This window comes from Haladaptatus sp. AB643 (assembly GCF_024136975.1).
Classification (GTDB): Archaea; Halobacteriota; Halobacteria; order Halobacteriales; family Haladaptataceae; genus Haladaptatus.
The window spans coordinates 172,380-183,416 of record NZ_JAMYJW010000009.1 but is presented as its reverse complement, the minus strand read 5'-3'; the positions used below and the strand labels follow the sequence as shown (position 1 = coordinate 183,416).

Annotated in this window: 9 protein-coding genes; 2 read left to right on the top strand and 7 right to left on the bottom strand. The window is 62.6% G+C overall.

All coding sequences use genetic code 11. The annotated features are described in order from the left end of the window. Window positions 1–292: 292 nt before the first annotated feature. Window positions 293–910: a NosD domain-containing protein gene (locus NKF25_RS17505; RefSeq protein ID WP_253227946.1), complete on the top strand. Its 618-nt coding sequence runs from the start codon at window positions 293–295 to the stop codon at window positions 908–910. A 1-nt stretch (window position 911) separates the two neighbouring features. Here the strand turns inward: NKF25_RS17505 and NKF25_RS17500 are convergent, their stop codons facing one another. The 7 genes from NKF25_RS17500 to NKF25_RS17470 form a co-directional block, all read right to left on the bottom strand. After that, the gene (locus NKF25_RS17500; protein ID WP_253227945.1) at window positions 912–2,111 is read right to left on the bottom strand and encodes a glycoside hydrolase; all 1,200 of its coding nucleotides are present in this window, start codon (window positions 2,109–2,111) and stop codon (window positions 912–914) included. A 316-nt stretch (window positions 2,112–2,427) separates the two neighbouring features. Continuing rightward, a complete protein-coding gene (locus NKF25_RS17495) occupies window positions 2,428–3,744 on the bottom strand; it encodes an amidohydrolase (protein WP_253227944.1) in 1,317 nt (438 codons plus the stop codon). Between the two features lie 66 nt (window positions 3,745–3,810). Then, window positions 3,811–4,521, bottom strand: a complete 711-nt coding sequence (locus tag NKF25_RS17490; RefSeq protein WP_253227943.1) for an aspartate/glutamate racemase family protein — start codon at window positions 4,519–4,521, stop codon at window positions 3,811–3,813. Between the two features lie 34 nt (window positions 4,522–4,555). Next, window positions 4,556–6,196, bottom strand: a complete 1,641-nt coding sequence (locus NKF25_RS17485; protein ID WP_253227942.1) for a hydantoinase B/oxoprolinase family protein — start codon at window positions 6,194–6,196, stop codon at window positions 4,556–4,558. Next, complete coding sequence (locus NKF25_RS17480) at window positions 6,193–8,202, bottom strand: hydantoinase/oxoprolinase family protein (RefSeq protein WP_253227941.1); 2,010 nt, start codon at window positions 8,200–8,202, stop codon at window positions 6,193–6,195. The genes NKF25_RS17485 and NKF25_RS17480 overlap by 4 nt, the downstream gene beginning before the upstream one ends. Beyond that, entirely contained in the window at window positions 8,203–9,411 is a 1,209-nt protein-coding gene (locus tag NKF25_RS17475; protein WP_253227940.1) for an Nramp family divalent metal transporter, read from the bottom strand. Between the two features lie 219 nt (window positions 9,412–9,630). Beyond that, on the bottom strand, window positions 9,631–10,182 hold the full coding sequence (locus NKF25_RS17470; protein WP_253227939.1) for a ribbon-helix-helix protein, CopG family: 552 nt from the start codon (window positions 10,180–10,182) through the stop codon (window positions 9,631–9,633). 174 nt (window positions 10,183–10,356) lie between these two features. Between NKF25_RS17470 and NKF25_RS17465 the strand changes: the two genes are divergently transcribed. Beyond that, on the top strand, window positions 10,357–10,953 hold the full coding sequence (locus NKF25_RS17465) for an HdeD family acid-resistance protein (protein ID WP_253227938.1): 597 nt from the start codon (window positions 10,357–10,359) through the stop codon (window positions 10,951–10,953). Window positions 10,954–11,037: the final 84 nt, after the last annotated feature.

The window sequence follows — 11,037 nt, the reverse complement described above, 5'->3', positions numbered from 1 at the left end:
AAATTCGATTCGCCGCCTCCATTCATACTTCATTCATTAACCCTCACAGAGCCACTGCTCTGTGGGGGTTTTTCTATTTATTTTTCGACTGCTGATAGAGGTATCTCATCCGCATCGTGTCTCATCCGGTTTCTACCGTGGTGACACATCGACGGAAATGTTCGGTTACTATGCTTGTGATGCATAGTACTGGAATCGATGGATGTCGACCCGTTACGAAAACCCAATACTGCTTACAGTTTCGCGAGCCATTGAGTTTTAATAATCTGACCAAAGAAAGGTACATGTAGGTATGGTCTCCATCGATTCTACGAGTCGGAAAGTCCTCATCGTCGTCCCGTTGGTTCTCCTCGTCGCGGTGGCCCTTTCACTCAACTTTGTGAACCTTCCATTAGGTGGAGGTCACGACTCCAAATCCGAACCGCCGAAGCCCGTGAAAGGCTGTCGGACGATCTCGAAGCCGGGAAACTACGTTTTGGCGTCCGATTTCGGCGGTGCGACCGGACTGACGGGTAGTTGTCTTGTGATCAATTCGAGTCACGTCACGCTGAATGGGTCGGGTCACACGATCAAAGGGAGAGGCGTCACCGATACGACCGGCATTCTCGTCAATAATGCCAGTGGTGTCTCCGACGTGACGATCCACTCGGTTCGGGTGTCCCACTGGAATCGTGCGATTCATCTCCGGAACTCGTCGTCGGCGACGGTTCGGAACGTGACGACGGTTCGGAGCACGGAGGGAATTACCGTCTGGAACAGTTCGGACGTGACTCTCGCGCACTCGCGGTCGGCACACAACCTGTTCGGTCTCCTCGTGGATAACCGAAGTCAGAACGTCGATTACTCGACGCTACACTACCACGATAATCAATTGAACAGCACGCGTGGACGCGGTTCGGTCGGCGCGTGAGCTAGGGTTGTGGCTGTTCGTCGCCGGGTGCCTTCCCGGCGTCTTTTCTGATCCCGCTCGCCCATTCGGGGTACTCACGGCGTTCCGTGCCGTCGAATTCGGGCTCACCGGACATGGCTTTGATACTTCGGGCGTCGTCCAAACTCCATACGGCACCGTCCTCGTGAAACAGGCCGTTGAGAACGCCGTTTCGTCGCATGTAGAGCGAGAAGGCCGGTTTGAGCATGAGTGACCAGAAGAAGTTGCCGATGCCGGATTTGCGAATGGTGGGTGCGAGCGAGGAGTAGTCGGGGACTGCGGCGTTGCCGGAGACGTTGGCAAAGAACTTGTTCCCGGGCCGAATCCGTTGCCATTCCGAGAGCCAAACGGGGCGTCCGAGTTTTTCCTTGATGTTGTTAGCCTGTTGGAGCACGCGGTTGTACAGCGCCGGATTACGTGCGAAGTTGTAGTGGAACTGGAGGATGTCCATTCCCCATTCCAGATATTGGGCGTTGTTCGCCAGGCTGGTCGACCCGACTGAAAGGGGGATTTCGCCGCGGTAGTACGTCATCGTATCGACGATTTCTTTGAAGAATCGGATGTCCTTCGCGTTCCACCCGGGTTCGTTCGTCAATTCGATGGCCAGCAGGCGTTCGTCGTTTCGGTACAGTTGCATGAACTCCTCGATGAAGTGGCGTGGGTCGTCCCACAGGTTTTTGGTGACTTCCGTCCGCGTCGAGGGGGAAAACGTCTGAACGGCGGTTTTGGGGTCGTTTTTCACGAGGTTCTCGAACGTGGGTTCGAGTCCGACGCTGTCGAACAGACCGAGCAGGACGCGGATCCCGTGTTTGTCGGCGGTGTCCAACAGGTGTTCGAGCGACTCCTTGTGGTCTTCCGGTTCGACGAGCCAATATTCGTAGCTCAGCCACGTTCGAATCGCGTTGAGATTGAGACTCGCGGCGTAGCCCATGTCCCGTTCGATGACGTCCGGATCGTAATCGTCCCACATCTGATACCGGTTGAACGCGCGCGCTGGGAGGTAAATCGCGCCACGGACGTCCACTGGAGCATCGGTTTTCGGTGGGAGGTTCAGATCCCGTCTTCTCGTCGTCTGTGCGTTGTGACCGACGGTACGGACGCTTCCCGCAGCGGGGACACTGGAGAGCCCGACAGTTGCTCCGATACCGGAGAGGAACTGACGGCGACCAACTCGTCTGCTCATACCATCCATCGGATTTCGAGGATTAACAATCTATTCCTCGGCGTCCAGTCGTGCGAAAACTCCGTGCCAATTCGGGATTTGGTTCCATCGGATGAAGTTGTTTGACAACCCTGACGAGTGAATTCCGACTCGGTGACTGGGGTGCCAGTACCCAGGACAGCGGAAGTAGTAGTGATGAGGTCGGAAACGACGAAAACGGTAGCAGTCGAAGCGATGACAACGGAAGTAGTGGGGGTGGTTTTGATGGTGGTGACGAGGTCGAGGCGAGGACCGCTTTTCTGTGGTGTCCCTCGTGAGCCCTCGACGAGATTCTTCGCTACAGCGACCGAATCGTCTCAACGACGACGTCGACACCGATTTTCAGCGCGTCCTCGTCGATGTCGAACTTCGACGTGTGGTGACCGAACGGGTTGCTCGCACCGATTCCGACGTAGGTCCCAACGCCACCTTCCTCCTGCACCCGTTCGATGAGGAACGAGGCGTCCTCGCTCGCGCCGATGGGCGCTCGCTCGACGACGGTATCGACACCCTCGACTCCCTCTGCGGCTTGGGCGACGGCCGTAACCATCCCGTCGTCGGCGGTGAACGTCGTCGTCTTCCCGTAGAGCGACGTTTCGAACTCCACGTCGTGCATCGCGGTGGCGTGTTTCACGATTCGCCGCGCTCGGGAGAGCATGTAGTCGTTGAGTTCGGCGGTCTCGCCGCGGACTTCGATGCGCATTTTCGCCTCCTCGGCGATGACGTTCTGTGCGTTCGGGGAGTGAACCTGTCCGACGTTGATCCGCGTCGCCCCGTCCGCGTGCCGCGGAATCGCGTACAGGTTTCCGATGGCCGTCGTCATCGCCTGAAGCGCGTTCCGGCCTTGGTTCGGCGCTTTTCCGGCGTGTGCGGCTTCCCCGTGGAAGGTCACGTCTAGCTTCGCGTTCGACAAGGGGTGTTCGTAGGCGGCGATGACCTTCCCCGTCTCGTTGTCGAGGCCGAGGTGGAGCGCGAGGAAGTGGTCAAGGTCGGCGAGGTGGTCCGTCTTACTCATCGGGACGCCGCCACGTCCACCCTCCTCGGCTGGCTGGAAGAACAGTTTGAGGTGTCCATCGAACCCGCCGGTGGCGTCGAGTTCACGGGCGATTCCGACGCCGATGGTCGTGTGTCCGTCGTGACCGCAGGCGTGCATCTCCCCGGGATGACGGCTCACGAACCCCTCCCGTGCGGGTCGGTGATCGTCGTCGCTCGACTCGGTCAGTTCGAGCGCGTCCATGTCGATTCGGACACCGACGGTCGGCCCGTCGCCGGTTCCGTACGTCTTCTCGGCGACGAGTCCCGTCACGTCGCCCATTCGCTCCAGATACCGCTCCGGTGCACCTTCCTCACGCGCTCGGGCTTTCGCGCCCGCGATTTCGTCGTCGCTCGGCACGCCGAGGCGTGCGTCAACGTCGACGGCGTCCGCTCCGAGATGGAGCGTGAATCCCCGTTCGTCGAGTTCCGCCGCGACGAGCGCCGTCGTCCGGAACTCCTTCCACCCGGCCTCGGGGTGGGCGTGCAAATCGCGGCGCAGTTCGACAAGGGTCGGATCGCCCGTGTTCGCCTCGATATCTCGTGTTTCTCCTCCGTCCGTTCCGCCGTTCGCGTTCGTCATGTCACCTTCCTCGTGGGGGAAGGGGAAAGCGTTTACAAACCGGCAGACGGGGTTCTGTCGGTTCCCTTATCGCTCTCCCACGGTTCCCGGCACGTCCGCCGAAACGCTCACTCGACCGAGCGCATCCCACAGCGTCGCTTGATTGCTCGTCACCACCGGTATCCCGAGGTCCGATTCGAGGGGTTCGATGGCGGGGAACGTTCGGTAGTTCGTACACGAGACGAACACGGCGTCCACGGTACTCGGGTCCGAGACGGTATTCCGGACCTGTTGGTACGCGTCGTCTGGTGACAACGACCCGATGTCAGTGTTCGCCGTAATTCCCCGTCCGTGGAGATCGACCACCTCGAATCCGGCGTCGTCCAGGTATGACTCCTCACGGTCGTTCAGATCGGCGGTGTATGGCGTCACGACGACGATTCGCGTCGCGTCGAGGGCGGAGAGCGCCCGCTTGACCGACAGGGCCGTCGCCACCGTCGGAACGCCAGCGGCCTCGGCCAACGCGTCTTCGAGTTCCGCGTCGAACCCCGCCCCGTGAAGGAGACTTCCCGTCGTACAGGCGTAGGCGACCGCATCGACGTCCGCGTGGGACAATCGCTCCGCACAGTCCACGGCATCGTCCGCCATCGTGTCCAGTTCGTCCACGGTGACCGATTCGAGCGGCATTCGGGCCGTGTGGAGGCTCACGCCCTCCGGAAGCACCCGCCCGAATTCGCCCTCCACCGTCGTGTTTGAGGACGGGACGACGACGCCGAGACGGCCGCGCCATCCGAACATTACGGCCACCCCGCTCGTGTCATCGCTCTCACGATCATTCTTCCCACTCCATCTTCCCGTCGTCCCTATCCATCTCGATGGCGCCGGGGTCGCGCTCTTCCGCTGGACCGTGCCCGCCGCCGCCCGGCGTGAACACCGTGATGGTCGTGCCCGACTCCACATCGCGGGTGGCCTTCGCCGGAACGCGTTCCCCGTCGATTTCGTTACGGCCGCACCGTCCGTCCTCACCGCCGTCGATTCCGTGCGGAGCGACGCGCCGCCGTTCGGTCAGCAGGGAGACGGTCGCGTCCGTTTCGACGCTGACTGAGCGCACCACGCCGAGGCCGCCACGGAACTGCCCGTGTCCGCCGCTGTTCTCGCGGAGTCCGTACCGTTCGACGAATAGCGGGTATTCGGCTTCGAGGGACTCGACGGGCGTGTTCAGCGTGTTCGTCATCCCCACCTGTACGCCGTCCATCCCGTCCTTCGTGGGGCGGCCGCCGAAGCCACCCGCGATGGTCTCGTAGTAGGTAAAGCCGTCGTCACCGCCGTTCCTGCTCCCGATGGTGAGGTTGTTCATCGTTCCCTGTCCCTGCGCTGGAACGCGGACCGGGGCCGCCTCGGCGAGCGCGGAAAACATGACGTCCGTCACTCGCTGGCTGGTTTCGACGTTGCCGCCCACCACGGCCGCTGGTGGCCGGGGGTTCAACAGCGACCCGTCCGGAACCGAGACGGAAACGGGGTCGTAACAGCCTTCGTTCGGTGGGATCTCGGGGTCCGTCACACAGCGAATCACGAAGTAGACGGCGCTCTTCGCGACCGCGAGCGGCGCGTTGACGTTACCTGGAACCTGCGGAGCGGTGCCCGAGAAATCCACCTCTATTTCCTCGTCGTCGACCGTCACGGAAACTTCGATGGGTATCTCGTCGTCCGAGATGCCATCCCCTTCCATCACGTCGTGAGCGCTGTACGTTCCGTTCGGCAGGTCGGCGAGTTCGGCGAGCAGTCGATCCCGCGAGTACGAGATCACCGCGTCGAAGGCCGAGACGACGCGCTCCCGACCGTGTTCTTCCACGAGGTCTCCGAGTCGTTCCTCGGCCCGTTCGTTCGCGGCGATCTGTGCCCGGATGTCCGCCCGGCGCTCGCCGGGGTTCCTGACGTTGGCGAGCAGGAGGCTCATCACGTCGTCGTTGACTTCACCACGCTTCACGAGGCGAACCGGCGGCAGTCGAATCCCCTCCTGATAGATTTCCCGCGCTCCGGCGGGCATGCTTCCCGGCGTCATCCCGCCGACGTCGGCGTGGTGCGCGCGGGAGACGGCGTATCCGAGGATTTCGTCCCCGACCGTAACCGGCGACACCATCGTCACGTCCGGGAGGTGCGTACCACCCTCGAACGGGTCGTTCAGAACGAACACGTCGCCCGGTTCCGGGTCGTAGTCGAGCACCGTGTCCACGGCCTCGGGCATCGCGCCGAGATGCACCGGGATGTGTTCGGCCTGCGCGACCAGTCGCCCCTCGGCGTCGAACAGTGCCGTCGAGCAGTCGCGTCGCTCCTTGATGTTCGGCGAGTACGACGAGGTGATGAGCACCTGTCCCATCTCCTCGGCGACACCCTCGAACTGATTTCGCATGATTTCGAGCGTTACCGCGTCGATGTCCGTGTCAGAGTTCGAATTCGAATCGTCGTGGCTCATTCCTCTTCCCTCCCGAGCACCAGCGTTCCGTCCGCGTTCGTCGTTCCGGACCATCCTGGCGGTACGACCACCGTACTTTCGTCCTGTTCGAGGATTGCGGGGCCGGAAACCGAATCGGACTCGCCGAGTCCGGTTCGGTCGAACACCGGTGTCTCGTGGAACTCGCCATCGAAAAACGCCTCGCGGCGTCCCTTCTCGGCGTCGCCCGCGGTTCGATACGAAACCGATGGCGACTCGCGACCGACGACCGCCGTCGTCCGCAGGTTCACGAGTTCGATGGGGTCGTCCATGACGTAGCCGTAGGCGCTCTCGTGGGCGTCCTCGAAGCGCTCCGCGACCGTCTCGGCGTCGAACTCCTCGTCTACGGGAACCGTGAGTTCGAAGCTCTGGCCGACGAACCGCAGGTCGGCGGCCCGCTGGACCGCCGCCGCATCCCGATTCTCCACGTCCGAGAGTACCTCGTCCGTGAGGTCGTCGTAGGCGGATTCGATATCGTCCAGCGAAACGTCCGCCAACGGATTTCTCAACGTTCGAACCGAGTCGTGTTTCTCGTCCGCCGCGAGCAGACCGTAGGCCGACAGCACGCCGCAGGCGTGCGGAATCACGAGTCGATCCATGTCCAAACTCTCCGCAATCGCGGCGGCGTGCATCGGTCCCGCGCCGCCGAACGCCACGAGTCCGAATCCACGCGGGTCGTGGCCCCGTTCGACCGTGACGGCGCGGATAGCCCGCGCCATGTTCGCGTTCGCGACCCGGAAGACGCCCCGAGCGGCAGCGAGGGCGTCGTCCAACCCGGCCTCGTCGGCGAGTTTCGAGAGCGCCTCGTGGGCCGCGTCCACGTCGAGTTCGAGTTCGCCGCCGAGCGCCGAACTCCCGCCGATGTAGCCGAGGACGACGTTCGCGTCCGTTACCGTCGGCTCCGTCCCGCCGCGCCCGTAGCAGGCGGGGCCGGGGTTCGCTCCGGCGGACCGCGGCCCGACGCGGAGGGCGTTTCCGGCGTCCACCCACGCGATGGAGCCACCGCCCGCGCCGACCGTGTTCACGTCCACCATCGGCGTCTTGATGGGTCGGCCGTTGATTTCTGCGTCCGTCGTCCGTTCCACCTCGCCGTCCTGGACGAGGCTCACGTCGCTCGACGTGCCGCCCATGTCGAAGGTGACGAGGCCGTCCACGTCGTCGGCCGCGGCGGTCTCCGCCGCGCCGACGACCCCACCCGCTGGCCCGGACATCGTCGTCGTCACCGCGTGTTCGCGGACGGTTTTCGCCGACGCGATACCGCCGTTGGCCTGCATGATCCGCGGTTCCGGAACGCCCCGGTTCCCGGCGCGTTCCTCCAAGCGACTGATGTAGGCGTCGATTGCTGGCGTCACGTAGGCGTCCACGACCGTCGTGGACGTTCGCTCGAATTCGCGGAACTCCGCGAGCACCTCGTGGGAAACCGAGATCGGGACGTCCAGTTCCTCGCGGAGCACTTCGGCGACCCGTCGTTCGTTTTTGGGGTGCTGATACGCGTGTAACAGGGAGACGGCGACGCTTTCGGCACCACTGTTACGGATCTCCCCCGCCAGTTCGCGTACTTCGTCCTCGTCCGGTTCCGTCAGCACGCCATCGACGCCCGTCCGCTCGGCGACTTCGAACCGCCGCCGTCGCGGGACGAGCGGCGCGGGTTTGTCGATGTTCACGTCGTAGAGGTCCGGTCGGGCCTGCCGCCCGATTTCGAGCACGTCGCGGAATCCCTCGGTCGTCACGAGGGCCGTCTTCGCGCCGTTCTCTTCGAGCAGTGCGTTCACCGAGACCGTCATCGCGTGGGTGAACGCGTCCACGTCCGTCGGGTCGATGCCCGCTTCCTCGCAGGCTTTCCCGATTCCCTGCACGACGCCGACGCTCTGGTCGTCCGTGCTCGGCACCTTCGCCGTCACGAGTTCGTCGTCCGGCAGGAGGAGGACGACGTCGGTGAACGTCCCGCCGACATCCACGCCGACGCGCGTTCGGTCGTTCCCGCCCATTCAGAACCCTCCGATGACGGTGTAGAGCGCACGTACTCCGAGCCAGACGACGACGAGCGTGACGACGATTCCGAGGACGTTCTGCGTCGTGTCGTTCACGTACTCCCCCAGGATGTCCCTGTCGTTCATGATGTAGATGAGGAAGAGCGCGACGATAGGTAACAGGACTCCGTTCGCCACCTGCGCGAAGACGATGGCCTGCACCGGTTGGTAGCCAGCCGCGGAGAACACGACACCGATGAATAGGATGACGGCCCAAACGGCCCGAAACTTGAACGATTTGAGGTCGGTGTCCCAGCCGAAGGCTCCCGCGGTCGCGTACGCACCGGCGAGCGGTGCCGTGGTCGCGCTCGTGAACCCGGCCGCGAACAGACCGATACTGAACAGAACCGTCGCGTAGGGTCCGGCGAGCGGTCGTATCTGGTCGGCCATCCTGCTCACGTCGCTGATCTGGGTTCCGACGGGGAACGCCGCGGCCGCGGTGACGAGGATGGCGATGGTGATTGCGCCGCCGATGAGGATGGAGAGTATCGTGTCGGCGCGCGACTCGGGCAATTCACCCGGTCCCGACCAGCGTTCCTGGACGCTTCCGGCGTGCAGGAACAGGTTGTAGCCGACAACGGTCGTCCCGATGAGTCCCGTGATGAGGAACGTCGAACCTTCGGGGACGCTCGGGACGAATCCCGCCGCGAGCGCGCCGAGGTCGGGTCCGATGAGGATGGCGTCGATGACGAACGAGAGCGCCATGATGGCCACCAACGCGACGAGCGCCTTCTCGATGAGTTTGTAGCGTCCGGTCCAGAGGAGCGCGGCCGCGAAGAGACCCATGGCCGGACCCCAGATGTGCGCGCTGATGCCGGTAATGCCCGCTAACCCGGCGGCACCGCCGAGGATGTTTCCCGTCTCGTAGGCGGCCGTCCCGATGCCGATGGCGCTCACGACGAGCGCGATGCTGAGGGTCGAAAGCAGGGGGCTGTCGAACTGTTCCCGAAGCGCTTCGCCGAGTCCCTCCCGGGAGACGACGCCGAGGCGGGCGCTCATCTCCTGGAGGACGATGGTGGCGATGATCGAGAAGACGATAGTCCAGACGAGCGCGTAGCCGAACTCCGCGCCGGTCACGCTGGCGGTCGTCACCGTTCCGGGGCCGATGAAGGCGGCGGCCACCATCGCGCCGGGTCCGATAGAGCGTAGTCGTTCACTGATATTCATGGTTGTGGTGTGCTATGATGTCACAATCCATGGACTGGAGATAAATCCTGTTGAGAACGGTGTGTATCGCCGTCTCTCGCCGTATGAAATCGTATGAAAGAGTATGAACGGGAGACGGACGACGGATACTGACGATTCGGACTAATATCGACGGATACTGACGAATAGCGACGACGAACACTGAGGGATGACGATGAACTCAGACGACTGACGAACGGATCAGCGTTCGGGGTCGACTTCCGTCATCAGCACCTTGGAGACGCCTTCCTCCAGTTCGATTTCGAAAGGAAGCCGGGCGCTGCTTCGCTCGACGAATCGCGTCATGAACCATTTGACCGACTCGGTTGGGAACACGACGTGATACGTGTCACCCTGCGTTCCGCGAACGGTCAGGAAACCACAGAACGAAAGCCAGTCGAGCAGTTCCCCGAGCGTTTCGAATCGGTGTTCGTACTCGCGGGCGTGATAGTTCGAGACGCTGTCTGCCAGTTCGATAAACGCCGCATCCGGCTCACCGTCTTCGTCCTCGACGTACTCCAAGAAGCAGTGGAGAAAGTCCACGTCGAGCAGGACGTGTTCGCCGCTCGCCAGCATTTGATGGTACGCTTCGAGGCTCGGTCCCGCTTGGGTCGTGGCGGCGTCGTAGTTCGCGGCGTAGAAGACGAGCGCCTGCCTGACGAGTTCGCTCTGGGGTTTTCCGTCCCGACTCACGAGTTCGTCCAGCGCGACCTGTGCCTCGTCGTCCAGCGACACCGTTACCCGGTTCGTCATGCTCCCACTTACCCACCCAACCCATTTATGCGTTCGTCCGGTTTATCGCCCGTTCGGGCGACAGGTCGAGCGCTACCACACGTACTTTCCAAAAATTTCCATCCCGATACCGCTGCACGTTTGTGCATCCTTTTATTCCGGAGACCGTCGTACACGGTCCGGGGGATTTCAAGGATGACAACCGCGGAGACGTACGACAGGGAACGACTGGCAAACACGATTCAAGATACGTGGCGACTCCTCATGGGTGTCGGCGTCGTACTCACTATCGTCGGCTTACTGGCGATCCTGACGCCGTTCTTCACGGGAATCACGCTGTCGTTTCTGTTCGGCGTGTACCTCGTGATCGGTGCGGTCGCCCACTTCGTCCACGCGTTTTCGGGGCGCGGGTGGACGGGATTCGTCTTTCAACTGCTGTTGGCAATCATCTTCGCCATCGGCGGTATCGCGTTCCTCCTGAACCCGCTGGTCGGACTCACGGCGCTAACCATCCTCCTCGTCATCTTCTTCCTCGTCGAGGGGGCCGTCGAGTTGGCCATGGGGTTCCGACTCCGACCGGAGCGCGGGTGGCTATGGATCGCCATCAGCGGAATTGCGTCGATCCTCGTCGCCTTCTTCGTCTGGCTGTCGTACCCGAGTTCCGCGACGTGGGCCGTCGGACTCCTGTTCGGTATCGGCCTCTTCACGAGCGGTCTCTCGATGGTCGCGGCCGCGATGGGCGGCCGCGAAGCGGTAAAGAAAGCGACGGAAACGCGGGCGGAAACGGGATAACTGCTTCCGTTCTCCCCATTCGATCGTCGTTTCGCTCGCTTTCCCGAACACTTACGCGTGATCAACCGTCCGCTGTGAGCGTGG